At 69.1% G+C, this 25,680-nt stretch carries 20 protein-coding genes; 14 read left to right on the forward strand and 6 right to left on the reverse strand.

Going from position 1 to position 25,680, the window contains the following annotated elements; translation table 11 throughout:
- The 13 genes from LV79_RS07615 (at position 1) to LV79_RS07675 (ending at position 18,039) form a co-directional block, all read left to right on the forward strand.
- The gene (locus LV79_RS07615) at positions 1-801 is read left to right on the forward strand and encodes an MlaE family ABC transporter permease (protein ID WP_253833506.1); all 801 of its coding nucleotides are present in this window, start codon (positions 1-3) and stop codon (positions 799-801) included.
- The gene (locus LV79_RS07620; RefSeq protein ID WP_253833508.1) at positions 798-2,129 is read left to right on the forward strand and encodes an MCE family protein; all 1,332 of its coding nucleotides are present in this window, start codon (positions 798-800) and stop codon (positions 2,127-2,129) included. Before LV79_RS07615 ends, LV79_RS07620 begins: the two co-directional genes overlap by 4 nt.
- Positions 2,126-3,160 carry an MCE family protein gene (locus LV79_RS07625; RefSeq protein WP_253833510.1) on the forward strand — a complete coding sequence of 345 codons (1,035 nt, stop codon included), beginning with the start codon at positions 2,126-2,128 and terminating at the stop codon, positions 3,158-3,160. Before LV79_RS07620 ends, LV79_RS07625 begins: the two co-directional genes overlap by 4 nt.
- Positions 3,157-4,152, forward strand: coding sequence for an MCE family protein (locus LV79_RS07630; RefSeq protein ID WP_253833512.1), 996 nt, complete (start codon positions 3,157-3,159; stop codon positions 4,150-4,152). Before LV79_RS07625 ends, LV79_RS07630 begins: the two co-directional genes overlap by 4 nt.
- A complete protein-coding gene (locus tag LV79_RS07635; protein ID WP_253833514.1) occupies positions 4,149-5,342 on the forward strand; it encodes an MCE family protein in 1,194 nt (397 codons plus the stop codon). The genes LV79_RS07630 and LV79_RS07635 overlap by 4 nt, the downstream gene beginning before the upstream one ends.
- Positions 5,342-6,523, forward strand: a complete 1,182-nt coding sequence (locus LV79_RS07640; RefSeq protein WP_253833516.1) for an MCE family protein — start codon at positions 5,342-5,344, stop codon at positions 6,521-6,523. The genes LV79_RS07635 and LV79_RS07640 overlap by 1 nt, the downstream gene beginning before the upstream one ends.
- Entirely contained in the window at positions 6,523-7,788 is a 1,266-nt protein-coding gene (locus tag LV79_RS07645) for an MCE family protein (protein ID WP_253833518.1), read from the forward strand. The genes LV79_RS07640 and LV79_RS07645 overlap by 1 nt, the downstream gene beginning before the upstream one ends.
- A gap of 27 nt (positions 7,789-7,815) precedes the next feature.
- Entirely contained in the window at positions 7,816-8,400 is a 585-nt protein-coding gene (locus LV79_RS07650; RefSeq protein ID WP_253833520.1) for an Rv1363c family protein, read from the forward strand.
- A 10-nt stretch (positions 8,401-8,410) separates the two neighbouring features.
- On the forward strand, positions 8,411-9,553 hold the full coding sequence (locus tag LV79_RS07655; RefSeq protein WP_253833522.1) for a hypothetical protein: 1,143 nt from the start codon (positions 8,411-8,413) through the stop codon (positions 9,551-9,553).
- Positions 9,554-9,886: 333 nt separating this feature from the next.
- Positions 9,887-13,390: a DNA-directed RNA polymerase subunit beta gene (gene rpoB, locus LV79_RS07660; protein WP_253833524.1), complete on the forward strand. Its 3,504-nt coding sequence runs from the start codon at positions 9,887-9,889 to the stop codon at positions 13,388-13,390.
- A gap of 151 nt (positions 13,391-13,541) precedes the next feature.
- A complete protein-coding gene (locus LV79_RS07665) occupies positions 13,542-17,438 on the forward strand; it encodes a DNA-directed RNA polymerase subunit beta' (protein WP_253833526.1) in 3,897 nt (1,298 codons plus the stop codon).
- 74 nt (positions 17,439-17,512) lie between these two features.
- Complete coding sequence (locus LV79_RS07670; protein ID WP_253833529.1) at positions 17,513-17,680, forward strand: hypothetical protein; 168 nt, start codon at positions 17,513-17,515, stop codon at positions 17,678-17,680.
- Positions 17,659-18,039, forward strand: coding sequence for a VanZ family protein (locus tag LV79_RS07675; RefSeq protein WP_253833531.1), 381 nt, complete (start codon positions 17,659-17,661; stop codon positions 18,037-18,039). The genes LV79_RS07670 and LV79_RS07675 overlap by 22 nt, the downstream gene beginning before the upstream one ends.
- Positions 18,040-18,043: 4 nt before the next feature.
- Here the strand turns inward: LV79_RS07675 and LV79_RS07680 are convergent, their stop codons facing one another.
- From LV79_RS07680 to LV79_RS07705, 6 genes are all read right to left on the reverse strand, one after another.
- Positions 18,044-18,442: a hypothetical protein gene (locus tag LV79_RS07680; RefSeq protein ID WP_253833533.1), complete on the reverse strand. Its 399-nt coding sequence runs from the start codon at positions 18,440-18,442 to the stop codon at positions 18,044-18,046.
- A 1,000-nt stretch (positions 18,443-19,442) separates the two neighbouring features.
- Positions 19,443-20,552: a glycosyltransferase 87 family protein gene (locus LV79_RS33745; RefSeq protein ID WP_285469461.1), complete on the reverse strand. Its 1,110-nt coding sequence runs from the start codon at positions 20,550-20,552 to the stop codon at positions 19,443-19,445.
- A 24-nt stretch (positions 20,553-20,576) separates the two neighbouring features.
- Positions 20,577-21,707, reverse strand: coding sequence for a glycosyltransferase 87 family protein (locus tag LV79_RS07690; protein WP_253833552.1), 1,131 nt, complete (start codon positions 21,705-21,707; stop codon positions 20,577-20,579).
- An 815-nt stretch (positions 21,708-22,522) separates the two neighbouring features.
- The gene (locus LV79_RS07695) at positions 22,523-23,395 is read right to left on the reverse strand and encodes a DUF4082 domain-containing protein (RefSeq protein WP_253833554.1); all 873 of its coding nucleotides are present in this window, start codon (positions 23,393-23,395) and stop codon (positions 22,523-22,525) included.
- A 157-nt stretch (positions 23,396-23,552) separates the two neighbouring features.
- Positions 23,553-24,209 carry a DUF4082 domain-containing protein gene (locus tag LV79_RS07700; RefSeq protein WP_253833556.1) on the reverse strand — a complete coding sequence of 219 codons (657 nt, stop codon included), beginning with the start codon at positions 24,207-24,209 and terminating at the stop codon, positions 23,553-23,555.
- A 258-nt stretch (positions 24,210-24,467) separates the two neighbouring features.
- Positions 24,468-24,665 (reverse strand): hypothetical protein, encoded by a 198-nt coding sequence (locus LV79_RS07705; RefSeq protein WP_253833558.1) that lies wholly within the window; start codon positions 24,663-24,665, stop codon positions 24,468-24,470.
- A gap of 146 nt (positions 24,666-24,811) precedes the next feature.
- Between LV79_RS07705 and LV79_RS07710 the strand changes: the two genes are divergently transcribed.
- A complete protein-coding gene (locus tag LV79_RS07710; RefSeq protein WP_253833560.1) occupies positions 24,812-25,675 on the forward strand; it encodes a helix-turn-helix domain-containing protein in 864 nt (287 codons plus the stop codon).
- Positions 25,676-25,680 lie beyond the last annotated feature (5 nt).

Consider the following 25,680-nt stretch of genomic DNA (forward strand, 5'->3'; position numbering starts at 1 on the left):
GTGGTGCTCAAAGCGCTCGACAACCTCGGGGACCAGCTGTCCTTCTACGTCCGCGCGATCGCCTGGATCCCGCGGGCCCTGCGGCGCTACACCCGGGAGACACTCCGGCTGCTGGCCGAGGTCAGCTTCGGCAGCGGTGCCCTCGCGGTCATCGGCGGCACCGTGGGCGTCATGGTCGGCCTGACCGTCTTCACCGGCGTGGTCGTCGGCCTCCAGGGCTACGCCGCGCTGGACCAGATCGGGACCGCCGCGTTCTCCGGGTTCGCCTCGGCCTACATCAACACCCGCGAGATCGCCCCGCTCGTCGCCGGTCTCGCCCTCTCCGCGACCGTCGGGTCCGGCTTCACCGCGCAGCTCGGCGCCATGCGGATCTCCGAGGAGATCGACGCGCTGGAGGTGATGGCCGTGCCGAGCCTGCCGTTCCTGGTCACCACCAGGATCATCGCCGGGTTCATCGCGGTCATCCCGCTCTACATCATCGGCCTGCTGACCTCGTACCTCGCGTCGCGGACGATCACGGTCCACTTCTACGGCCAGTCCGCGGGCACCTACGACCACTACTTCACCCTGTTCCTACCCCCGGAGGACGTCTTCTGGTCCTTCGGCAAGGTGCTGGTCTTCGCGGTGATCATCATCCTGTCGCACTGCTACTACGGCTACACCGCCAGCGGCGGCCCGGCCGGGGTCGGCATCGCGGTCGGCCGGGCGGTCCGGACCACCATCGTCACCGTCGCGCTGGTCAACTTCTTCATCGGCTTCGCGATCTGGGGCACCACGACGACGGTGAGGATCGCGGGATGAACGCGCGGACGATCCGGCGCAGGCTCAACGGGCTGCTGTTCATCGTGGTCGCGGCGGCCCTGGTCGGGCTGAGCATCGCCATGTACGCCAAGGTGTTCACCCCGGTCGCCGCCGTCACGCTGAGCACCGACAAGGTCGGCAACCAGCTCGCGGTGCACTCCGACGTCAAGGTCCGTGGCCTGGTCGTCGGTGAGGTCCGGCGCATCACCCCCACCTCGGACGGCGCCGAGCTCGACCTCGCGCTGGACCCGGACAAGATCGACGTCATCCCCAGCAACGTGTCCGCGCGCTTCCTGCCCAAGACGCTGTTCGGCGAGCGCTACGTCTCGCTGCAGATCCCCGAGGACGCCGCGCCGACCCCGCTGGCCGCCGGGGACCGGATCGAGCAGGACACCTCGGTGCGCGCGGTCGAGCTGGAGGACGCGTTCGAGAGCCTGCTGCCGGTGCTGCAAGCCGTCCAGCCGCAGAAGCTGTCGAGCACCCTCACCGCCATCGCGACCGCGCTGGAAGGTCGCGGCGAGGACCTCGGCAAGACCCTCGCCGACCTGGGTGAACTCGTCGGGGAGCTGAACCCGCACCTGCCCAAGCTCCAGCAGGACCTGCGCACACTGGCCACGGTCGCCGACACCTACAGCGACGCGACGCCCGACCTGGTGGCCGCGCTGACCGACCTGACCGTCACCTCCAAGACCATCGCCGACCAGCGCGCCAACCTCGACGTGCTGTTCGCGACGACCACCACCGCCGCCCGCGACCTGGACGCCTTCCTGCGGGTCAACAAGAACAACCTGATCCAGCTCGCCGACACCTCGCGGCCCACGCTGGAGGCACTGGCCCGCTACTCCCCGGAGTACCCGTGCCTGCTGCAGCTGATGGCCGAGGCGGTGCCGGAGCTGGACAAGGCGTTCGGCAAGGGCACCAACAAGCCGGGCCTGCACGCGACCATCGAGATCACCGTCAACCGCGGCCCCTACCGGCCGGGCAAGGACGAGCCGCGCTACGACGAGGACCGCGGCCCGCGCTGCTACGACTTCACCCAGTTCCCGTCGCCGTTCCCGCAGTCGCCGCCGGACGGCCCGCTGCGCGACGGCGCCACGAACCCGCCGCCCGCCCGGTCCGTCCAAGATGGACTGCTCCCGCCCGGCAACACCACGCCCAACGCCGCAGGTGACGGTGCCGATCTCGGCATCGCCAACTCGCCCCAGGAAGCCGCGTTCCTGGCGCAGATCATCGCCCCCGAGCTGGGCACGACCCCCGAGGGCGTCCCTGGCTGGTCGACGATGCTGCTGGGCCCGGCCTTCCGCGGCGCGGAGGTGAGGTTCCCATGAGGAGTCTCGTGGCCCCGCTGGTGAAGCTGGCGATCTTCATGGTCGTCACCGTCGCCGCCACCGGGGTGCTCGCGATCAGCATCGCCAACGTCGACCTCAGCTCGACCACCTCCTACCAGGCCAGGTTCACCGACGCGACGCTGCTGCTGCCCGGCGACGACGTCCGCATCGCCGGTGTGCGGGTCGGCCAGGTGGAGGAGGTGGCCGTGGCCGACCGGACCCAGGCGATGGTGACCTTCTCCGTCGCCGCCGACCGCAAGCTCCCGGCCTCGGTCACCGCGCAGATCAAGTTCCGCAACCTGGTCGGCCAGCGGTACGTTTCCCTCGGCCAGGGCACCAGCGACAACCCGAACGCGGTCCTTGCCCCGGGCGACACCATCCCGGTGCAGCGCACCAAGCCCGCCCTTGACCTGACGCAGCTGTTCAACGGGTTCAAGCCGCTGTTCCAGGCGCTGTCGCCGGACGAGGTGAACAAGCTGTCCTACGAGATCATCCAGGTGCTCCAGGGCGAGGGCGGCACCGTCGAGACACTGCTGTCGCACACGGCATCGCTGACCAGCACGTTGGCGCAGAAGGACCAGGTCATCGGCGAGGTGATCACCAACCTGAACACCGTGCTGACCACCGTCAACGCCCACGGTGACCAGCTGTCCACGGTCATCACCCAGGTCCAGCAGCTGGTCAGCGGGTTGGCCGAGGACCGGGTGCCGATCGGGCAGGCCATCGACGCCCTCGGTGGCCTGACCACGACCACCGCCGGGCTGCTCGACGAGGCGCGGGCGCCGCTCAAGCAGGACATCGCCAACCTCGGTGGCCTGGTGCGCACGCTCAACGAGAACGAGCAGACCGTGGAGCACTTCATCCAGTTCCTGCCGACCAAGACGGCCGCGCTGACCCGCACCGTCAGCTACGGCTCCTGGTTCAACTTCTACCTCTGCGAGGCCTCCGGCGAGGTCAGCGTGCCCGGTCTGATCAGCACGCCGCTCGACATCCCGGTGCTGCCCGCGAGCCAGCCGAGGTGCCTGCGATGAGCCGGTCGTTCCGCTCCCGCAACCCGATCCCGATCGGGCTGGTCAGCCTGCTCACCATCGCCCTGGTGCTGCTCGCGGCGGTCTACTCCGACGACCTGCCGATCATCGGCGGCGGCACGACCTACAGCGCCGAGTTCAGCGAGGCGGCGGGCATCCAGGCCGACGACGAGGTGCGGGTCGCGGGCATCAAGGTCGGCTCGGTGTCCGATGTGGACCTCGACGGCGACCGGGTGGTGGTCCGGTTCAAGGTGAAGGACGCCTGGGTCGGCGACCGCAGCCGGGCCGAAATCAAGATCAAGACACTGCTGGGCCAGAAGTTCCTGTCGCTGGTCCCCGAGGGCGACGAGGTGCTCGACCCCGGCACCCGCATCCCCCGCGAGCGCACGACCGCGCCCTACGACGTGCTGGAGGCCTTCCGCGGCCTGGCCGACACGGTCAACGAGATCGACACGACCCAGTTGGCCCGCAGCATGGAGGTGATCGCCGAGACCTTCGCCGACACCCCCGACGAGGTGCGCGGCGCGCTCACCGGCCTGCAGTCCCTCTCGCGCACGATCTCCTCCCGCGACGAGCAACTGGCCTCGCTGCTGGCCAACACCAGGGAGATCTCCACGACGCTGGCCGACCGCGACGCCGAGGTCGCCAAGATCCTCGCGGACGGCAGCCTGCTGCTCAACGAGCTCAACAACCGCAAGAACGCGATCTCCGCGCTGCTCACCGGCACCAAGAACCTGGCGACCGAGCTGCAGGGCTTGGTCGACGACAACAACGCGCAGCTCGGCCCGGTGCTGCAGAACCTCGACCAGCTCTCGTCGATGTTGCAGCGCAACCAGGACTCGCTCGCCGAGGGCATCCAGAAGTTCGCCCCGTTCGTCCGGCAGTTCAACAACGCGATCGGCACCGGCCGCTGGTTCGACAACTACATCTGCGGCCTGCTGCCCCCGTCCATCGGTCCGGTCAACCAACCCGGCTGCCTGGGGGAGACGCGATGAGCACCTTCGACACCAAGAACCGCCGCGACGCCGCCCGGGTGCTGGCCCTGATCTGCGTGCTCGGCCTCGTGGTCGCCGCCGCGCTGTGGTGGCTGCTGCGCGAGCCCAACGAGAAGCGGTACACGGCGGTGTTCAGCGGGGTCGTCGGCCTCTACGAGGACAACGACGTGCGGGTGCTCGGGGTCAGGGTCGGTACCGTCGACAAGATCACCCCCAGGGGCGACCGGGTGGAGGTCGAGCTGCTGGTCGACCGGACCGTCGAGGTGCCCGCCGACGCGAAGGCGGTCATCGTGGCGCCGTCGCTGGTGTCCGACCGGTACGTCCAGCTCACCCCCGCCTACACCGGCGGCGCGGTCATGGCGGTGGGCGCGGTCATCCCGCGCGAGCGGACCGCCACCCCGCTGGAGGTCGACGACCTCTACGCCAGCCTGGCCAGGGTCAGCGAGACCCTCGGCCCGAACGGGGTCAACAAGGACGGCGCGCTCTCGGACTTGCTGATCGCCCTGTCGAAGAACCTCGACGGCAACGGGCAGGCGGTCAACGACACCGTCACCCAGCTCGGGAAGCTCAGCAGCACGCTCTCGGGCAACTCCGACGACCTGTTCGCCACCATCACCCAGCTGCAGAAGTTCACCAGCACGCTGGCCGCGAACGACGAGCACGTGCGCACCTTCACCACGGAGCTGGCCGAGGCCTCGGAGTTCCTCGCCGGTGAGCGCGGCAACCTCGCCGCCGCCGTCGACCAGCTCGGCATCGCGCTGGGCAGCGTGCAGAAGTTCATCAACGACAACCGGGGTCATCTGAAGTCCAATGTGGACAAGCTGGCCTCGGTGACCCAGGTGCTGGTCGACCAGCGGGCCGCGCTGGCCGAGACGCTCGACATCGCGCCGCTCGCGCTGAGCAACGTGATCAACACCTACAACGCGTCCTCGGGCACCCTCGACGCACGGGCCAACCTCAACGAGCTGACCCAGCCGCCGATCGTGACCGTCTGCAAGCTGGTCCGCCAGGGCACCGCGCAGCCGCTGCCGCAGACCCTCGCCGACCTGTGCGACCAGCTCGCGCCGGTGGTCCAAGGCGCGGTGCCGCTGCCGTCTCCCGCGCAGGTCATCGAGGGCATGCGTACCGGGAAGCTGCCGACGTTGCCGCTACCGATCGCCGGTGACGCTTACTCGCTGGGAGGTCGGTGATGGCCCGCGTGAAGCTCGCCGCCATGTTCGCCGCCGCCGCGATGGCCCTGTCTGGCTGCGGTTTTACCGGCATCTACGACCTGCCCTTGCCCGGTGGCGCTGACCTCGGCGATCACCCCTACCGGGTCAAGGTGCAGTTCCGCGACGTCCTGGACCTGGTGCCGCAGTCCGGCGTGAAGGTCAACGAGGTCACCGTCGGGCGGGTCGACGAGATCGCCCTCGCCGCCGACGGCTGGACCGCCGAGGTGACCGTCCTGGTCAACGGCGACGTCGACCTCCCGGCCAACGCGCTGGCCAAGCTGCGGCAGTCCAGCCTGCTCGGGGAGAAGTACGTCGAGCTCGGCAGGCCGCCCGCGGGCCAGGGCAGCGGCAAGCTCACCGACGGCGCCCTGATCCCGGTGGACCGCACCAACCGCAACACCGAGGTCGAGGAGGTCCTCGGCGCGCTGTCCCTGCTGCTCAACGGCGGCGGGGTCGAGCAGTTGCAGACCATCACCAAGGAGCTCAACAACGCCACCGCGGGCAACGAGACCGCGCTGCGCGCCCTGCTCGACAACGTCAACACCATGGTCACCACCCTGGACGCGGGCAAGTCCGACATCACCCGCGCGCTCGACGGCGTCAACCGGCTGACCAGCACCCTCAACGCGCAGAAGGACCAGCTCGTCGGGGCCATCGACGACATCGGGCCGGGCCTTCGGGTGCTCTCCGACCAGCGCCGCCAGTTGGTGACGATGCTGCAGAGCCTCGACACGCTCTCCGACGTCGCCGTGGACACCGTCAACAAGAGCCAGGCCGACCTCGTCGCCGACCTCAAGGCGCTCACCCCGACGCTGCAGAAGCTCGGCGAGGCGGGCGCCAACCTGCCCCGGTCGCTGGAGCTGATGCTGACCTTCCCGTTCACCGACCAGGCCGTGAAGGGCGTGCAGGGCGACTACTTCAACCTGTACGCCAAGATCGACCTGAACCTGCAAAGCGTGCTGGACAACCTCAGCCGCAGCCGCCAGAACCCGTTGCAGGACATCCCGATCCTGGGACCGGCCACCAACGGCACCAACGGCGTCCCGACCACCGCGCCCGCACCGCTGCCGCTGCCCACGCTCGGCGTCCCGCGCCCGGCGCAGCAGAACCAGCCGGGTCTGGGCAGCCTGTTCGACATCCTGCTCGGAGGCGGTGCCTGATGCTGACGAAGAAGGTCCGGCTCCAGCTCGTCGCGTTCTTCCTGATCGCCGTGGTATCGGTGGTCTACGCCGCGTTCCGGTTCACCGACGTCGGCAGGGTCTTCGGCGCCAACGGCTACCGGGTGACGTTGCAGCTCACCGACTCCGGCGGCATCTTCACCAACGCCGAGGTCACCTACCGCGGCGTGAACGTGGGCCGGGTCGGCGACATCCGGCTGACCCACGCGGGCATGGACGTCGACCTCGACATCGACCCGTCCGCCCCCCAGATCCCCGCCGACCTCGACGCGGTGGTGGCCAACAGGTCCGCGGTCGGCGAGCAGTTCGTCGACCTCCGGCCGCGCGCCGACGGCGGCACCCACCTCGCCGAGGGCACCGTCATCCCGGCCGACCGCACGAAGACCCCGGTCAGCACCGACACCGTGATCCGCGATCTCGACGCCCTCGCCGACTCGGTGCCGACCGACGCGCTGCGCACCGTGGTCGACGAGCTGGACAAGGCCTTCGCGGGCACCGGCGACGACCTGCGGGTGCTCATCGACACCACCGGCGAGTTCACCGAGGCGGCCAGGGCCAACCTGCCGCAGACGATCAAGCTCATCGACGACGGCGCGATCGTGCTCGGCACCCAGGCCGCGCAGTCCGGCAACATCAAGTCCTTCGCCGCCGACCTGCGCGACCTCTCCGCCCAGCTGCGCACCTCGGACCCGGCGATCCGGCAGCTGATCGCGGCGACCCCCGGCGCCGCCGACGCGGTCACCGGCCTGCTGCGCGAGTCCGGCCAGGGCATCGGCTACCTCACCGCGAACCTGCTGACCGCGTCGAACATCCTGCTCACCAGGGTCGACGGCCTGGAGCTCGCGCTGGTCGCCTACCCCGTGGTCGCCGTCGGCCCGAAGACCGTCGTCCCCGGCGACGGCACCGCGCACCTGGGCCTGGCGCTCAACCTGTTCGACCCGCCCGCCTGCACCCGGGGCTACGAGGGCACCCAGCGCCGCGCGGGCAACGACCTCACGCCGGTACCGGAGAACGCGCGGGCCTACTGCGCCGAACCGGTCGGCAGCCCCATCAACGTGCGCGGGTCGCAGAACGCGCCCTTCGGCGGCAAGCCGGTGCAGCCCACCCCGCAGGACTTGGCCGCCAACCGCGACCGACCCGCCCAGCAGCTCGCCGACATGGCCCAGAACAGCATCCCCGGCACCCTCACCCAGCCGGGCATCGGCGGTCTTGCCAGCCTCGCCGGGCTGCTCGGCCTGGGGGGCTAACCTACCTCCGGGTAGAGAAGGAGCGCGATGACCGCCGACACCGAGCCGCACCCCCCGCAGCGACCGGCCCCCTGGCCGAGTGCGCCGCAGGTGGGGTTCCGCGTCCCCGCAGTCGTGGTGTACGCGCTGGTCCTGCTGGTCATCGCTACCCTCGGCACCGCCCTGTGGTTCGGCGTCGCCTGGGCGCGCGCGGGCGCGGACGACGACTTGGCGCTGGCGGGCACCCGCGACGAGGTCTCCCGGGTCGCCAGTTCCGCGCTGGTCACGGTCAGCACGCTGGACTACCGGAAGGTCGACGAGGACCTCAACCACTGGGAGGGCGCGTCGACCGGTCCGCTGCTCGACGAGTTCAAGACCCGGCGGGCGAGCAGCAAGGGCACGCTGGAGCAGGCCAAGACGGTCACCACCGCGACGGTGCTCAAGATCGCGGTCACCGACCTGCGCGAGCGCGAGGGCAAGGCCGAGGTGATCGCCGCCGTCCGGGTGGACGTCACCCCCGAAGGCAAGCAGGCCACCCCCAAGTACCTGCGCCTGCAGGCCGCGCTCGACCGCACCGCCGACGGCTGGAAGCTCAGCGGCGTCACCCCCGTGCCCTTCACCCCGGCTGGCTGAGAGGACGCCCGTGCCAACCCCACCCCGCCGCCGCACCCCCGCCGCCGGACCCACCCGCCGCCCCCGCGTCGCAGGCCTGCGCAAGCCGACCGCGCCCGCACCCACCGACGACACCCAGGTCACGCCCGAAGCCACGCTGACCGGCCCGGGGTCCGTCACGCCGCCGGTCAACCAGGACCCCGCCGACCTGCCCGACGAGCGCGGATCCGAGTCCGCCGACCAGCCGGATGATCACGCGGACCAGCGTTCGGCCGCGACGCCGCGACCCGGGTCCGACGACCGCACCAGCCCCGCTGACCTGCCCGACGACCACGCCGACCAGGGCGACAGCCCCGCTGACCTGCCTGAAGCGCACACCGAACCGCCCGGGGCGGTGCTCGGCCAGCCGCTCGACGTGGCCGGGCCCGCACGCGCGGTGCCCGCCCCCATCGACCCCGACCCGGCCGACCACCAGAGCCCGGTTCGCACCACCGGCGTCCTCGGCGCCGACGATCAGGACGACCCCGAGGACATCGCCGACGACCCGGTGTCGCGCCCTACCGGCAAGCGCCGCGCGACGGGCACACCCCTGGTCCCCGAGGCCCCCGCTCCCGTTGCGGCGCGGGCTACAAGGTCGATGGACCGCGTCGTCGTGCTGCTCGTCTTCGCGGTGCTGTTCGGCGGGTTGGCGCTGTTCTTCAAGGGACAGCACGACTCGGTGACGTCCCAGGTCGACAGCGGCAACACCGCGCTGGTCGACGCGGCCGCGACCAGCGAGGTCACCGGCAGGCTCACCGTCGCCGTCGAGCGGACGCTCTCCTACAGCTACACCGACCTCGACGCGAACGCCAAGGCCGTGAAGGAGACGCTCGCGGGGACCGCCACCTGCGAGTACGACAAGCTCTTCGGCCAGGTCCGCAAGCTCGCCCCCGAGCAGAAGCTGGTGCTGACCACCAAGGTCCGCAAGATCGGCGTCACCCGGCTCGACGGGGACCGGGCGGACCTGCTGGTGTTCGTCGACCAGTCGACCACGCGCGCCGACCAGGCCCAGACGACGGCCAGCGGGGCGGTCTTCGGGGTCCGCGCGGAGCGGCTCGACGGCGGTTGGAAGATCACGGATTTCGACATGCTCGACCAGGCGCTCCCGGGTGGCCAGAGCACCGAGGGCTGCTAGGCGCGAACGGGGTAGCAGCTGCGTTTGTGCTGGTCAAGCGTTGATCGGTGAGCGGATGTGCACTGCTGCAAAAGTGGTCTGGTTCGCGTGGCATCTTGACTAGGCGACCGCGCGGGGTCACCCTGTTACCCAGCACGCACTGAGCGGGAGGACCGATTGAGCGGCGGGCCTCGACAGTCGCCTCTATAGTGGCTAGACTGCCCCTTTGCGCTGCCCACTTTCCGCACGCCCTTTGCCAAGAGCTAGGATGTTGGGCACCACGGCACCCTTGACAGCCGCGCTATCTGTTGCTAGCGCTGCTGCCAACCGCTCATAGTCCTGGAAGGACGCATCTTGGCAGTCTCCCGCGCGACCAAGGCCACTGCTGCGACCAACTCCACCCTCTCGAACTCGGGCATCCCGAACGCCCCCCGCCGGGTCTCGTTCGCCAAGATCCGCGAGCCCCTGGGTACCCCCAACCTGCTGGACCTGCAGATCCAGTCGTTCGAGTGGTTCACCGGCGCCGAGGCGTGGTTCCAGCGCCGCGTCGACGCCGGTGACGAGAACCCCGTCGGCGGTCTTGAGGAAGTCCTCAACGAGATCTCCCCGATCGAGGACTTCTCCGGCTCCATGTCCCTGTCCTTCTCCGACCCGCGCTTCGACGAGGTCAAGGCCTCCGTGGAGGAGTGCAAGGACAAGGACATGACGTACGCGGCCCCGCTGTTCGTCACCGCGGAGTTCACCAACAACACCACCGGCGAGATCAAGAGCCAGACGGTGTTCATGGGCGACTTCCCCGTGATGACCAACAAGGGCACGTTCATCATCAACGGCACCGAGCGTGTCGTGGTCTCGCAGCTGGTCAGGTCGCCCGGTGTCTACTTCGACACCAACATCGACAAGACGACCGACAAGGACGTCTTCAGCGTCAAGGTCATCCCGAGCCGGGGTGCGTGGCTGGAGTTCGACGTCGACAAGCGCGACACCGTCGGGGTGCGCATCGACCGCAAGCGCCGCCAGCCGGTGACCGTGCTGCTCAAGGCACTGGGGTGGACCACCGAGGCGATCCGCGAGCGGTTCTCCTTCTCCGAGACGCTGCTGGCGACGCTGGAGAAGGACCACACCGCGGGCACCGACGAGGCGCTGCTCGACATCTACCGCAAGCTGCGCCCGGGTGAGCCGCCGACCAAGGAGTCCGCGCAGACCCTGCTGGAGAACCTGTTCTTCAAGGACAAGCGCTACGACCTGGCCAAGGTGGGTCGCTACAAGGTCAACAAGAAGCTGGGCCTGTCGCTGCCGGTGCACACCGGTGTGCTGACCGAGGACGACATCGTCACCACGATCGAGTACCTGGTCCGGCTGCACGCGGGCGACACCAACATGACCTCGGGCAAGGGCGAGGACGCGACCGACATCCCGGTCGAGGTCGACGACATCGACCACTTCGGCAACCGCCGCCTGCGCACCGTGGGTGAGCTGATCCAGAACCAGATCCGGGTCGGCCTGTCCCGCATGGAGCGCGTCGTCCGCGAGCGGATGACCACCCAGGACGTCGAGGCGATCACCCCGCAGACCCTGATCAACATCCGCCCCGTGGTGGCGGCGATCAAGGAGTTCTTCGGCACCTCGCAGCTCTCGCAGTTCATGGACCAGACCAACCCGGTCGCGGGCCTGACCCACAAGCGCCGGCTGTCCGCGCTCGGCCCCGGTGGTCTGTCGCGTGAGCGCGCGGGCATGGAGGTCCGCGACGTCCACCACAGCCACTACGGCCGGATGTGCCCGATCGAGACGCCGGAAGGCCCGAACATCGGCCTGATCGGCTCGCTGTCGAGCTACGCGCGGGTCAACCCGTTCGGCTTCATCGAGACCCCGTACCGCAAGGTCGTCGAGGGCCAGGTCACCGACCAGATCGACTACCTGACCGCGGACGAGGAGGACCGGCACGTCATCGCGCAGGCCAACGCCCCGCTCGACGACCAGAACCACTTCGCCGAGGAGCGCGTGCTCGTCCGCAAGAAGGGCGGCGAGGTCGAGTTCATCGAGCCGTTCGACGTGGACTACATGGACGTCTCGCCGCGCCAGATGGTCTCGGTCGCGACCGCGATGATCCCGTTCCTCGAGCACGACGCGGCCAACCGCGCGCTGATGGGCGCCAACATGCAGCGCCAGGCGGTGCCGCTGCTGCGCAGCGAGTCCCCGCTGGTCGGCACCGGCATGGAGCTGCGCGCCGCGGTCGACGGCGGCGACCTGGTGGTCGCGGCCAAGGCCGGTGTGGTCGAGGAGCTCTCCGCCGACTTCATCACGATCATGGCCGATGACGGCACCCGCCAGACCTACGGGATGCACAAGTTCCGCCGGTCCAACCAGGGCACCTGCATCAACCAGAAGCCGATCATCGCCGAGGGCGACCGGATCGAGGCAGGCCAGGTCATCGCCGACGGTCCGTGCACCGAGGACGGTGAGATGGCCCTGGGCAAGAACCTGCTCGTGGCGATCATGCCGTGGGAGGGGCACAACTACGAGGACGCGATCATCCTGTCGCAGCGCCTCGTGCAGGACGACGTGCTCACCTCGATCCACATCGACGAGCACGAGATCGACGCCCGCGACACCAAGCTCGGTGCCGAGGAGATCACCCGGGACATCCCGAACGTCTCCGAAGAGGTCCTCGCCGACCTCGACGAGCGCGGCATCATCCGCATCGGTGCCGAGGTCGGCGCCGGTGACATCCTGGTCGGCAAGGTCACGCCCAAGGGCGAGACCGAGCTGACCCCGGAGGAGCGGCTGCTGCGCGCGATCTTCGGCGAGAAGGCGCGCGAGGTGCGCGACACCTCGCTGAAGGTGCCGCACGGCGAGACCGGCAAGGTCATCGGCATCCGGGTCTTCTCCCGCGAGGACGAGGACGAGCTGCCCCCCGGCGTCAACGAGCTGGTCCGGGTCTACGTCGCGCAGAAGCGCAAGATCCAGGACGGCGACAAGCTCGCGGGCCGCCACGGCAACAAGGGCGTCATCGGCAAGATCCTCCCCGTCGAGGACATGCCGTTCCTGCCCGACGGCACCCCCGTCGACGTCGTGCTGAACACCCACGGTGTGCCCCGTCGTATGAACATCGGTCAGATCCTGGAGTCCCACCTGGGCTGGATCGCCAAACAGGGTTGGCAGATCGACGGCAACCCCGAGTGGGCGTCGAAGCTGCCCGAGGACCTCTACGACGTCGAGCCCGACACCAACACCGCGACCCCGGTGTTCGACGGCGTCAAGGAGAACGAGCTCTCCGGTCTGCTCGCCTCCACCCGGCCCAACCGCGACGGTGAGCGGATGGTCAAGGAGGACGGCAAGGCGCAGCTGTTCGACGGCCGCAGCGGCGAGCCGTACCCGTACCCGGTCTCGGTCGGCTACATGTACATCCTCAAGCTGCTGCACCTGGTCGACGACAAGATCCACGCCCGCTCGACCGGCCCGTACTCGATGATCACCCAGCAGCCGCTCGGTGGTAAGGCGCAGTTCGGTGGCCAGCGCTTCGGTGAGATGGAGTGCTGGGCCATGCAGGCCTACGGCGCCGCGTACACGCTGCAGGAACTGCTGACCATCAAGTCCGACGACGTCCTGGGCCGCGTGAAGGTCTACGAGGCGATCGTCAAGGGTGAGAACATCCCCGAGCCGGGCATCCCGGAGTCGTTCAAGGTGCTCCTCAAGGAGCTCCAGTCGCTGTGCCTGAACGTGGAGGTCCTCTCCAGCGACGGTGCCGCGATCGAGATGCGCGACGGGGACGACGAGGACCTGGAGCGCGCAGCCGCCAACCTCGGCATCAACCTGTCCCGCAACGAGTCGCCGTCCGTCGACGACGTCGTCAACTAGTCCGCCTCCCCGACCTTTTTTGAAGTGGTTGCGGTGCGCGTAGCTGTTCCGACCCGGGGTCACCGTGGCGAAGTGTCGTCACGGTGACCCTGGGGCGCGGTTGCGATGGCCCAACGCAGCCACACATAAGTCCTAGGAAGAAGGAACCGACGTGCTGGACGTCAACTTCTTTGATGAGCTTCGCATTGGTCTGGCGACTGCGGACGACATTCGCCAGTGGTCGTTCGGCGAGGTCAAGAAGCCCGAGACCATCAACTACCGGACGCTGAAGCCGGAAAAGGATGGGCTGTTCTGCGAGAAGATCTTCGGTCCCACCAGGGACTGGGAGTGCTACTGCGGCAAGTACAAGCGGGTCCGGTTCAAGGGCATCATCTGCGAGCGCTGTGGCGTCGAGGTCACCCGCGCCAAGGTGCGCCGCGAGCGCATGGGCCACATCGAGCTGGCCGCGCCGGTCACCCACATCTGGTACTTCAAGGGCGTCCCGTCCCGGTTGGGCTACCTGCTCGACCTGGCCCCCAAGGACCTCGAGAAGATCATCTACTTCGCCGCCTACGTGATCACCTCGGTGAACGCCGAGCTGCGGCACAACGACCTGCCGACCCTCGAGTCCGAGATGGGCGTCGAGCGCAAGCAGGTCGAGAACAAGCGCGACGCCGACATCGAGGGCCGCGCCCAGAAGCTCGAGGCCGACCTGGCCCAGCTCGAGGCCGAGGGCGCCAAGAGCGACGTCCGGCGCAAGGTCAAGGAGGGCGGCGAGCGGGAGATGCGCCAGCTCCGCGACCGCGCCCAGCGCGAGCTCGACCGGCTCGACGAGATCTGGACGACCTTCACCAAGCTCGACTCCAAGCAGCTCATCGCCGACGAGATGCTCTACCGCGAGCTGATCGACCGCTACGGCGACTACTTCACCGGGTCGATGGGCGCCGAGGCCATCCAGACCCTGGCGCGCGACTTCGACGTCGACGCCGAGGCCGACATCCTGCGCGAGACCATCCGCAGCGGCAAGGGCCAGAAGAAGCTGCGCGCGCTCAAGCGGCTCAAGGTCGTCGCCGCGTTCCAGGCGACCCGCAACTCGCCGATGGGCATGGTCCTGGACTGCGTCCCGGTCATCCCGCCGGACCTGCGGCCGATGGTGCAGCTCGACGGTGGCCGCTTCGCCACCTCCGACCTCAACGACCTGTACCGCCGCGTGATCAACCGCAACAACCGGTTGAAGCGGCTGATCGACCTCGGCGCGCCCGAGATCATCGTCAACAACGAGAAGCGGATGCTGCAGGAGGCCGTCGACGCGCTGTTCGACAACGGCCGCCGCGGTCGTCCGGTCACCGGCCCGGGCAACCGGCCGCTGAAGTCGCTCTCCGACCTGCTCAAGGGCAAGCAGGGCCGGTTCCGCCAGAACCTGCTCGGCAAGCGCGTCGACTACTCCGGCCGTTCGGTCATCGTGGTCGGCCCGCAGCTCAAGCTGCACCAGTGCGGCCTGCCCAAGGCGATGGCGCTCGAGCTGTTCAAGCCGTTCGTGATGAAGCGGCTCGTGGACCTCAACCACGCGCAGAACATCAAGTCCGCCAAGCGGATGGTCGAGCGCGCGCGCCCGGCCGTGTGGGACGTGCTCGAAGAGGTCATCACCGAGCACCCGGTGATGCTCAACCGCGCGCCCACGCTGCACCGCCTCGGCATCCAGGCCTTCGAGCCGCAGTTGGTCGAGGGCAAGGCCATCCAGCTGCACCCGCTGGTCTGCGAGGCGTTCAACGCGGACTTCGACGGTGACCAGATGGCGGTCCACCTGCCGCTCTCGGCCGAGGCCCAGGCCGAGGCCCGGATCCTGATGCTGTCGTCGAACAACATCCTGTCCCCGGCCTCGGGTCGCCCGCTGGCGATGCCGCGACTGGACATGGTGACCGGCATCTACCACCTCACCCGGCCCAAGGAGGGCGGGCTCGGCGAGGGCCTGGCGTTCTCCTCCCCGGCCGAGGCGATCATGGCCTTCGACCGCAAGATCATCGGTCTGCAGTCGGCCGTGAAGATCCGCATCCACGACCGCTACCCCGGCCCCGGCATGCAGCCGGAGGGCTGGACCCCCGGTCAGCCGTGGCTGGCCGAGACCACCCTCGGTCGCGTGCTGTTCAACGAGCTGCTCCCGGCGGACTACCCGTTCATGAACGAGCCGATGCCCAAGAAGCGTCAGGCCGCGATCGTGAACGACCTCGCCGAGCGGTACCCGATGGTCACCGTGGCGCGGACGCTGGACAAGCTCAAGGACGCGGGCTTCTACTGGGCCACCCGCTCGGGTGTCACCATCGCCATCTCCGACGTCGTCGTGCCGCCCGCCAAGCAGGGCATCCTCGACGAGTACGAGAAGAAGGCCGACACCGTCGAGAAGCGCTACCAGCGCGGCCAGCTCTCCTCGACCGAGCGCAACAACGAGCTCGTCAAGGTGTGGTCGAACGCGACCGAGGACGTCGCGCGCGCCATGGAGGAGAACTTCCCCGACGACAACCCGATCCCCACGATCGTGAAGTCCGGCGCGGCGGGCAACATGACCCAGATCCGCCAGCTCGCCGGCATGAACGGTCTGGTGACCAACCCGCGTGGTGAGTTCATCCCGCGTCCGATCAAGGCCAACTTCCGTGAGGGCCTGTCGGTGCTGGAGTACTTCATCGCGACGCACGGTGCCCGCAAGGGTCTCGCCGACACCGCGCTGCGCACCGCCGACTCGGGTTACCTGACCCGGCGCCTGGTGGACGTGTCGCAGGACGTCATCGTCCGCGAGGTCGACTGCGGCACCTCGCGCGGCATCCTGATGAAGCTCGGCGAGCAGGCGGGCGACAAGGTCGTGCGCGCCCAGTACGTCGAGACCGGCGTCTACGCGCGTTGTGTCGCTGGCGAGGTCAAGGACGCGGACGGCAACGTCATCCTCAACCGCGCCGACGACCTGGGCGACCCGGCCATCGAGCGGCTGCTGTCGTCGAACGTCACCGAGGTCAAGGTGCGCTCCGTGCTCACCTGCGAGGCCCAGGTCGGCGTCTGTGCGACCTGCTACGGCCGTTCGATGGCGACCGGCCAGCTCGTCGACATCGGCGAGGCGGTCGGCATCGTCGCCGCGCAGTCCATCGGTGAGCCCGGCACCCAGCTGACCATGCGCACGTTCCAGCAGGGTGGCGTCGTCAACGACGACATCACCACTGGTCTGCCGCGTGTGCAGGAGCTCTTCGAGGCCCGCGTGCCCAAGGGCAAGGCGCCCATCGCCGACGTCGACGGCCGCGTGCGCATCGAGGACGGCGACCGGTTCTGGAAGATCACCCTCACGCCGGACGACGGCAGCGAGGAGATCATCTTCGAGAAGCTGTCCAAGCGCCAGCGGCTCGCGGCCACCCCGGACGGCCCGCTGTCCGACGGTGACCACGTGGCAGTCGGCCAGCAGCTGCTCGAAGGTACCCGGGACCCGCACGAGGTCCTGCGCGTGATGGGCCCCCGCGAGGCGCAGCTGCACCTCGTCGACGAGGTCCAGAAGGTGTACCGCGCGCAGGGTGTGTCGATCCACGACAAGCACATCGAGGTCATCGTCCGGCAGATGCTGCGCCGGGTGACCATCCTCGACAGCGGCGCCGCGGAGTTCCTGCCCGGAGCGCTCATCGAGCGCGCCGAGTTCGAGTCCGAGAACCGCCGCGTCGTGGCCGCCGGTGGCGAACCCGCCTCCGGCCGCCCGGTCCTGATGGGCATCACCAAGGCGTCGCTGGCCACCGACTCGTGGCTGTCGGCGGCCTCCTTCCAGGAGACCACCCGAGTCCTGACCGACGCGGCCATCAACGGCCGTTCGGACCGGCTCGTGGGCCTCAAGGAGAACGTCATCATCGGTAAGTTGATCCCGGCTGGCACGGGCATCAACAAGTACCGCAACATCCAGGTCCAGCCGACCGAAGAGGCCCGGGTCGCCGCCTACGCGATCCCGTCCTACGACGACGGCTACTACACCCCGGATGTCTTCGGCACCGGCACCGGCGCAGCCGTCCCCCTGGACGACTACGACTTCGGCCGCGACTACCGCTAGGTCCTACCGCGGAAACGCCCCCCAGCCACTCGTGGCCGGGGGGCGTTTTGCTTGTTCCAGTTTGGAGGGCGAGTGTGACTTCGTTGGTGCGGGGCTACGGGAATCCGGTCACCTTCGCGTTGGGGGTGATGCTCCTGCTGCTCACGGCGCTCACCTGGGTGTTGGCAGGCAAGGACGCCCGTCGGCGCGAGCGGTGGGAAGCGCGGCACTTGGCGTGTGGGTGCTGGTGGTCGCGTACGTGACCTTGTTGGCGGGCAGCGGTGTGCGGCTGCCGGTCAGCCTCATCCCGTTCGCCGACATCGTTGGCGGGCTGGCGGTCGCGCCGGAGAACGTGGTGGTGGCGGTGGCCGCCAACATCGCCCTGTTCGTGCCGCTGGGCGCGCTCGTGGCGTTGATCAGCCCGCGGTCCCGGTGGGTCGTGCCGGTGGCGGCCGGACTCACGGTATCCGCGGCGTTCGAGGTGACCCAGTACCTCACCGAGGGCGGAGTCACCTCCGTGGACGACCTGATGGCGAACACCCTCGGCGCCGCAGCGGGCTGGGCATCGGCACGACGAATCCGCCGCGTGGTGTTCAGCCCTGGACAACGACTCCGGCCGTGACTCGTCAGGCCTGGGTTATGTCGGCGTTCCAGAAGTGGAGCACGCAGTAGCGGTCGCCGACCCGTCCCACCGTCACCATGGGGTAGACGGTGGCAGGTGGGGTCTTGCGGTCGCCCGCGAGCTTGTAGTGCACGAACTGCCGTTCGAGGTGCGGCTCCTCGGAGATCACTGCGAGCCCGGACACCTTGCCCCGCACGACCTTCTCGATCTCCTTGACGGCCTCGGCGCTCTCGTCAGGTTTGCAGAGCATCGACCGCACCGGCCCGAGCCCGCCCGGCACCGCCTCGGCGAACCGCGTCGCCACCGCCATCGCGCGTCCGCCCTCGAACGGCTCGGGACCACTCGCCCGCAGGAACCCCGGATACACGAACGCCGCGGCGGCCAGCCCCAGCACAACCACCACAGCCACACAGACTGCGACGACCGCCCCGCCGGAACCCCCACGCGGCGGAGGCCCCAGGTAGCCAGGCCCCTGGTACGGCACCGGCTGGTGCGCCCACCCAGGCGTCCCACCGTGCGGCGTCCCCCTGTACTGCGACCCCCACCCCGACTGCGGCGCGCCCCCACCCTGCCCCGGTTGCCACCTTGAATCGTTCACCGCGCCCCCTTGATCATCTCCCGGCCCACGCTAGCCAACCGCACACCACCGCGACCTGAGATCGAGAGACACCGTGACCGGAGACCTTCTGTCCACTGTGGACACCTGAAGGTTGGTGGCAGCTTAGTTGATCTCCCCGGTCACCACTTCGGGCGGACGAATGGTGTCTGGTTGCCCCCATGTGCTCCGACCTGGGGATCCCTATCTGCCTGCTGCCTGAAATCCCCTCTTCTGGGTGACAGAAGTTATCCACATGTGGATCTCCGCAGAGGTGCTTTCAAGATCGACTGTCGGGGGGTGCCGGTAGACTGGCCCAGGGACGCCCCCCGGAGAGGGTGGGGGCCGGGCACTCGCTTTTCGCGCGCGCGAGGCGGTGTTGGCGGGGTGATTTGGGTGGGGTGGGGCACTCGCTCTTCGCCCGCGAGGCCGCTCCGGTGGGGCGGTTGAGGTGGGCGGCTGGGCACCGCTTTCGCGCACGCGAGGCAGCGCTGGCGGGGGGGTGAAGTGGGGCTGGGCACTCGCTTTTCGCCCGCGAGGCCGGTCGGCGACGGTGGTTGGGACACTTGTCTTTCGCCCGCGCGAGGCCGGTCCGGTGGGGCGATTGGGTAGGCGCCAGGACACTCGTCTTTCGTGCGCGAAGCCGGTCGGTGGCGGTGGTCGGGGCGCTCGATTTTCGCCCGCGCAAGACCGCTCCGGCGAGGGCGATTGGGGTCGGCGGCAGGGACACGCGTTCGCCCGCGACGCCGGTCAGTGGCGGTGGCTGGGCACTTGCTTGTCGCGCGAGGCCGGTCGGCGGTGCAGGCAGCTACTGGGTGGTCCCGAGCTTCGAAACCCTGTGATCCCGCACCGCGTTCAGCGCGACGGGGACCATGCTTGCCAGTAGCAGCAACAGGTACAGGTTGCTGAGCACGAACCACAGCGGCCCGCTGGAGAGCGCCGGGGTGCCCTCCAGCGGGTTCACGACGGCCAGCACCGGTGGCGCGGTGGCGAGCAGGAACGGCACCGGCACCAGCCACACCCACCGGCGCAGCGCCAGTTCCCGCACCACCACGGCGATCAGCGGGACGACCCACACCCAGTGGTGCCCCCACGACCACGGCGACACCGCCGCCCCCGCCATCCCCACGAGCGCGACGGCGTGGGTGCGCTCGACCCGGTTAGCCAGCCAGAACGCGACCGCGAGCACGGCGGCCGAGATCGCGACCCACACCAGCGGATCCGCCACCCCGAGCCGCAGCAGCATCCCCCGCACCGACTGGTTGTGCGGCGACCCAGCCCCAGCGAACACCCGCGTCGAGTCGGCGAACATCCCGTTGAGCCAGTAGTCGACCGAGTCGCCCGGCAGCAGCAGGAACCCGACTCCCACCGTCCCCAACGCGGTCGCACCCGCCACCGACGCCGCCGCGAACTCCCGCCGCACCACCAAGTGCGCCACGAAAACCAACGGCGTCAACTTCACCCCCGCCGCGATCCCGACCCCGACCCGCGGCGCCGCCAGCACGAGCGCCACCAGGGCGAGGTTGACCTGCCCCAGGTTCACGCTCGTGTGCACCGCCTCCGTGCACAACGCGACCACAACCACCACCGGCCACCACCGCGGCGCACACCGCCAGGCGATGAAGCAGAGCAGCACCCCGTTGACCACGACCACCACGGTCTGCGCCACACCCAGGCTCATTACCGTCAACGGCAGGAACACAATGGCGGAAAACGGCGGATAAGTGAACTGGAGACCATTGTTGACCGGGCCAGTGTACAAATTGGTCCCGGCCCAGGCAAATTCCGCACCGGCACGGTAAACAGCCAGGTCAACCGGCACGGCCTTCGTCGCGTGGAGCAGGATCCCGCAGGTCACAAGCCCTGCGAGGGCGCAAACAACCCACCATCGCACCAATTGTTTCCCACCGGTCGACATCGGTCCCCAGGCGGGAAAATCCTCTCACAGCTCGGCGGGTCCAGTTCTGGAATTCGCCGCCAACGCCAGCACAACCGCGAACAGCACCAGGTACAGGTTCCCGACCAGGAACCACAGCGGCCCTTCGGCCAGCACCGCCGGACCCGCACCGTCAGGCGGGTCGGCGAGGGCGAGGACCCAGGGGAAGGTCGCCAGCAGCAGCACCCCCGGCACCGCCCAAATCCGCTGTCCGCGCAGGAAGACCCGGTCGGCCACCACGACGGTCAGCGGGATGATCCACACCCAGTGGTGCCCCCAAGACCAGGGCGACACGGCGGCGGCGCACAGGCCGACCAGGGTTACCGCGAGGAGCCGGTCGCAGCGGCGGGCGATGAGGAAGGTGACCAGGCAGACCAGGGCGGCGATCCAGGGCCAGAGGTCCGGCAGGCCCGCGCGGAGGAGGAGGCCACGCAGGGACTGGTTGTGGGTGGAGGTGAGGTCGGCGTAGATGCGGCTGGGATCGCCGACCACGCCGCCGAACCAGTAGGTCACGGAGTCGGCGGGCAGGATGACAAACCCGACGACCACCGTGCCGATTGCGACCCCCACCGCTACCGCCGCGTCCCGAAACCGCCCCACCACGACCAGATAAACCACGAACACCAGCGGCGTCAACTTGAGCCCGGCAGCCAACCCTACCCCGATCCCACGCCCACGCCCGGTGAGATCCCCCAACACCAACGCGACGAGCAGCAAATTGACCTGCCCCACGTAGATGCTTGCGTGCACCGCCTCCGTGAGCAGCACAAACCCCACAACCACCGCAACAACAGGCCGACCACCGATCGCACGCCACGAACGCCGCACGATGAACACGAGCAGCGCACCGTTTCCCGCCACCGCGCAAACCTTCGCAACGAACGGCGACACCAACGCAAACGGCACGAACACCACCGCGGCAACCGGCGGATAAGTGAACTTGAGATCCCGCCAAACCGCTGCGTCGTAAAGGTTCCCGCCGGACAAGACGACCTCCCCAGCCGCCCGGTACACGGCAAGGTCAATGGCCTCGGCCCGCACCGCAAGCACCAGCACAACAACGGCAAAACCCCCCGAGCCGACAGACACGGCTCGGCAAACCAGCTGTTTCACTTGAATCCCCAGGGAAACAGGCACTCGACAAGGCGCCCACTGGGAGTTCAGTACGCCCCCGAACCCCATCCCGTTGCCCCAAAGACCTTACAAACCCCTGACGCCCCACCACGGATCCCGCAACCACCACAACCCAGCCCTACCCGAACCCCGCGCCCCGGCCGCCCACACACCCCCGATTCCCCGACTGCTCGCCCCACCGGCTCCGCCAACCCCCAAACGGCTCCGCCCGCCGCCGCGCCCCAATCGGTCAGCCTGCCCGCCGCCCACCCCACCGGTCCGGTCCGCCAGCCCCCGCTCGCGCCCCACCCAACAGGCCCCACTGCCCCACAGCCCACGCGCAGCCCAACGCCCTCGACCAACCGCCCCACCCGAACGGCCTCGCCAACCTCCCACCCGACCACCCTGCCGGGGCGGCCTCGCGTGCGCGAAAGCGGTGCTCAGCCGCCCACCTCAACCGCCCCACCGGAGCGGCCTCGCGGGCGAAGAGCGAGTGCCCCAACCACCGCCACCGAGCGGCCTCGCGGGCGAAAGCCGAGTGCCCTACCCCACCCCAAATCGCCCCGCCGGGCTGCCTCGCGCGCGCGAAAAGCGAGTGCCCGGCCCCCACCCTCTCCGGGGGGCGTCCCTGGGCCAGTCTACCGGGACCCCCCGACAGCGGATCTTGGAAGCACCCCTGCGGAGATCCACATGTGGATAACTTCTGTCACCCAGAAGAGGGGATTTCAGGTGGCGGGCGAACGGAGAACCGCAGGTCGAGGGGTATGAAGGCTGTCGGAAAGCTGGGGCGTGGGCGAAGTGGGGGGTGGGGAGATCGACATCTCTGCAGGAGGGCTGGGTCAGGTCACGAATACCGGGGAGACCCAGTAGCTGGTGCCGTTGTAGGTCGAGCGGGGGAAGGTGCCCGGTGAGCCGTAGAGGCCGGGGGAGGAGAAGGGGAAGGGCTCGTAGTGGTCGTAGTGGGCGGTGATTGCGCCTGTGGTGTAGCGCTTGGTGAAGAAGCCGGGGGTGGCGTAGTAGACGCCGTCTGGGGTGGTGAAGCTGACGACGTAGGCGGCGTAGGGCTCTAGGCGGACCGGTGACTCTAGGGGGAACGTGAAGGCTTCGTCGTGCTGGGTTCCTCTGGCAAGGAGGGTGCCCTTGTCCGTCCACAGGCTCACGGTGATGGCGTTGGTCCACGCCCCGAGGCCGCTCGGGAGGCTGACGGCGTTGACGCTGCCGGGGCGGTCGACGAAGAAGCGCAAGCCGAGTTCCAGTGCGCCGCCGCCACGGTAGAGCGTTGGTTCGTTCTCGCGGGCCGGGTTGAAGGTGCACGGGCACGCGCCGGGTCCGGGCTGTGCGTCGGCGACTCGCAGGTGCAGGACCTCGACGGTGGCGGTCTGCCAGTTGTCCAGGACGACCCGCGCGTACACGGTCAGCGGTCCGATCCGCGGTGCGCCGGGGGTGAAGGTGTACTCCCAGTCGTTCTGGCCCGCGCCCGCGATGACGATGAAGTGGTTCTGGTCGTGCAGCGAGATCTCGGTGTACTTGACCCCGGACTCGGCCACGCCTGTCGAGTGCCCGCGCAGGGTCACCGGCTGGTCGAACTGGACCAGCGCGTTGTCCGCCGGTAGGTCCACCCGGGCGGTCGGACTGGCCGCGGCCGCCGTTCCCGCGGTGAGCGTCGAGCCGATCAGCAGCACGGACAGCACAAGCACGACTAATCGGCGCATAACGCCCTCCCTGGGGTGGAAACGTTGCGCGCCAACGTATCCGAGCGGGCAGCGACCTGGACGCGGCCAGTCGGGTGACTCGCGCCGCACGGGTCATGACCACTGCGCCGAGTGGTGGCCGACACCCCGAGTGGGCGACTCGGCCGAGTAGGGCGGGCTACGAGTAGAACAGCGGCAGGACCGAGTACGCGCTGTGGGCGTAGGTCTGGGACGGGACGCCCGAGCTGCCGTCGTCCCAGTAGCGGTAGACGCCCGCGTCCGGCTCGATGGTGAAGTTGTTGGTCGACAAGATCTTGAGGACCTTGCCCGGGCGGTCGACCTGGAAGCGCAGGCCGAGCTCGACCGGGCGGGGGTCGTCGTCGACGGGGTTCTCGGTGGTGTCGCCGCGTTCGTACAGGGCCGGTTGGGAGTAGGCGTAGGCCTTCGGCAGCGGGCCGCCGCCGCCGATCCAGAACGTCTCCACCATCGGGCGGAGGGTCTGCGGTTGCGTGGCCGTCCTCGCGCGGACCGTCACCGACACCCGGCCGGGGATGGTGAACGTGTGCACGAGGCTCCAGGTCGTTTCCGGCAGGTCCCGCCTCGCGGCGGGGTGCCAGCTGCCCGGGTCGTCGCTGATCTGGAGTTCGACCGCGGCGACGGACTCCTCGCTGTTGGTCCTCGCGATGCCCGTGATCAGCACGGGCCGCGCGATCGGGAGCACGTTCTCCGGGCCCGGACTGAGGAGGGCCGACATGATCCGGTTGCCCTGCGCCACCGCGTGGGCGGGTGCGACGAGAAGGGCGGCGAGAACCAGGGTGACGAGCTTGCGCGGCACAGTTCCCCCATGGCCTCGAGCTGCTGGAAGTGGTTGTGCGCCAACGTATCCGAGGGTGGGCGAGGCTGGCCGCCGCCACTCGGGTGACTCGGGTCGTGCGGGGTAGTGCCGCTGCGCTGGGTGGTCGCCGACACCCCGAGTGGGCGAGGTGGGCCCGGTCGGGGCACCATGCGGGGCGTGGGCGGCCGTTGGCGCGGCCGTCCACAGAGGACGCGGTCCCCGGGTGCTGACACCATCCGGGGGCCGCGTCCGCCCGGCCTACCTGGCGGCCAGGGCCTCGGTGGCGACGGTGATCAGCCTGCGCAGGCTCTCCGGGCGGTAGATCATCTCGACCCCGTCCCGCTCGCCGAGCACGATGGCGATCCCGTCCTGGCCCGCGTTGAAGCTGTGCATCGGGCAGTCCGCGGCCACCTCCAGCCCAGCGCTGACCCGCACCTCGGTGGAACTCGAATACATCCGGCCCTCCTCGTTGACGTACCGCTATCGCTGGCGAGCGTATAGCTATCAACGAAGCTACAGCTATAACACCATCGGGTGATATCGCGGAGGGTGACCGGTGCGGCACACTGGGCCGCCTCAACGAGGACGGGGAGTGCGAGATCGTGGAACGTGTTGACCCCTCGGCGCTGCGCTGGCTGATCGGCGTCGAGCTGACCAACTACCGCAAGCAGGCGGGCGCCTCGCAGGCGGAGGTCGGCAAGGCGCTCAAGATATCCGGCGGCATGGTCGCCCACTTCGAGGTCGGCCGTCACTTGCCCTCACCGCAACAGATAGACGTCATGCTCAGCCACTACGGCGCCCCGCGCTACGACATCGACCGGCTGAGCTACCTCGCTGGTCGGGCCGACAAGAGCAGCTGGCTGGCCCGCTGGAACGACGTCATCCCGGACTGGGCGCGGACCTACGTCGGACTGGAGGGATTGGCCTCCCACGTTGTCGCCTACGCACCATCAGTCCTCAATGCGCTTACGCAGACGCGGGAGTACTCACTCGGTGCGACCGCGCACAGCGCTCGGGTCAGGGCTGATCAGGAAGAGCGCATGGTCGGCTTGCGGATGGAGCGGCAGCACCGCCTGTACGGCGAGAACTCGTTGCACCTCACGATGATCATCGAAGAATCGGTGCTCGACCGGCCCATCGGTGGGCGCGAAGTAATGCGCGGCCAGTTGGAGCACCTGCTCGACTTGGCTGAGCGCGACAACATCGACATCCTCGTCCTGCCGATCACCGTGGGGCGCCACGACAGCCTCGAAGGCAAGTTCAGCCTGCTCCACTTCCGCGACGCCGAAGGCCAGCCCCAGGCTCAATCGGTTGTATACGTGGAGATCCCGGATGACTCGATCTACATCCAGGAGCAGCGCCAAGTGGCCCAGTACACTCGTAACGCGGACCAGCTACGCGAGGTGGCCCTCTCCCCGGCAGAGTCCGCCGCCGCGATCCGAACCCGACTGGCCGCGTTCGAGTGATCCCG

It is taken from the genome of Actinokineospora globicatena, from assembly GCF_024171945.1.
Lineage (GTDB): Bacteria > Actinomycetota > Actinomycetes > Mycobacteriales > Pseudonocardiaceae > Actinokineospora > Actinokineospora globicatena.

What these genes read in the sequence shown, in the direction of transcription:
- LV79_RS07620 (WP_253833508.1), top strand. Translation starts at nt 798, where the DNA reads ATGAACGCGCGGACGATCCGGCGCAGGCTCAACGGGCTGCTGTTCATC.
- LV79_RS07625 (WP_253833510.1), top strand. Translation starts at nt 2,126, where the DNA reads ATGAGGAGTCTCGTGGCCCCGCTGGTGAAGCTGGCGATCTTCATGGTC.
- LV79_RS07630 (WP_253833512.1), top strand. Translation starts at nt 3,157, where the DNA reads ATGAGCCGGTCGTTCCGCTCCCGCAACCCGATCCCGATCGGGCTGGTC.
- LV79_RS07635 (WP_253833514.1), top strand. Translation starts at nt 4,149, where the DNA reads ATGAGCACCTTCGACACCAAGAACCGCCGCGACGCCGCCCGGGTGCTG.
- LV79_RS07640 (WP_253833516.1), top strand. Translation starts at nt 5,342, where the DNA reads ATGGCCCGCGTGAAGCTCGCCGCCATGTTCGCCGCCGCCGCGATGGCC.
- LV79_RS07645 (WP_253833518.1), top strand. Translation starts at nt 6,523, where the DNA reads ATGCTGACGAAGAAGGTCCGGCTCCAGCTCGTCGCGTTCTTCCTGATC.
- LV79_RS07650 (WP_253833520.1), top strand. Translation starts at nt 7,816, where the DNA reads ATGACCGCCGACACCGAGCCGCACCCCCCGCAGCGACCGGCCCCCTGG.
- LV79_RS33745 (WP_285469461.1), bottom strand. Translation starts at nt 20,552, where the DNA reads ATGTCGACCGGTGGGAAACAATTGGTGCGATGGTGGGTTGTTTGCGCC.
- LV79_RS07695 (WP_253833554.1), bottom strand. Translation starts at nt 23,395, where the DNA reads ATGCGCCGATTAGTCGTGCTTGTGCTGTCCGTGCTGCTGATCGGCTCG.
- LV79_RS07705 (WP_253833558.1), bottom strand. Translation starts at nt 24,665, where the DNA reads ATGTATTCGAGTTCCACCGAGGTGCGGGTCAGCGCTGGGCTGGAGGTG.